We start from the raw sequence: 567 nt of genomic DNA, 5'->3' as shown, positions 1-567 counted from the left end.
TAGGTGCGCGTGAGTAAAGTAAGGCTCCCCATTAGGGAGTGATTGCGATCTCTACCGTCACTCAATCCTCCACATTGGAGGCAAAGAGGTTTGAAACACAAGCGCGCCTTGCACGAAGGTCTTTGGAACAACGACCGTTTTCAAAATTGCACCATCTGCTGAGATGGAATGTCTGGATTGACCTCTCTATTGAGAGAGTGCTGCGCAACAAAGGTGCGCACACACCCGGCGTAGACAACAAGACGAAGAAGGATTATGCCACACCAGAGGCCCGGCAAAGGCTTCGGGAAGATGTGAAACAAGTACTGCGACTGTACTCATCCAGCCCGGTACGGAGAATTTTCATCCCGAAGAACCATAAGCCACATGAAAAAAGGCCGCTCGGAATTCCAACTATCGTTGATCGCGCCGCCCAGGATGCGGTACGTAGTATTCTGGAACCCATCTACGAAGGAAAACAGCACCCGTACAGCTATGGATTCCGACCGTATCGCTGTACGCATCATGCCATTGAGCGCATCCGCTTCCTCATCGGCAGACACCGCTATTGCTGGGTGGTCGAGCTTG

The 567-nt window shown here is 52.0% G+C and carries 1 pseudogene; it reads left to right on the top strand.

The features are described 5' to 3' along the window. Positions 1-122: 122 nt before the first annotated feature. Positions 123-567: pseudogene (locus J3482_RS20235) on the top strand (hypothetical protein); the annotation flags it as partial.

It is taken from the genome of Alicyclobacillus suci, from assembly GCF_017329615.1.
In the GTDB taxonomy this organism is placed as follows: Bacteria; Bacillota; Bacilli; order Alicyclobacillales; family Alicyclobacillaceae; genus Alicyclobacillus; species Alicyclobacillus suci.
The sequence above is the reverse complement of the archived record's forward strand: the minus strand, read 5'-3'. Positions and strand labels throughout refer to the sequence as shown.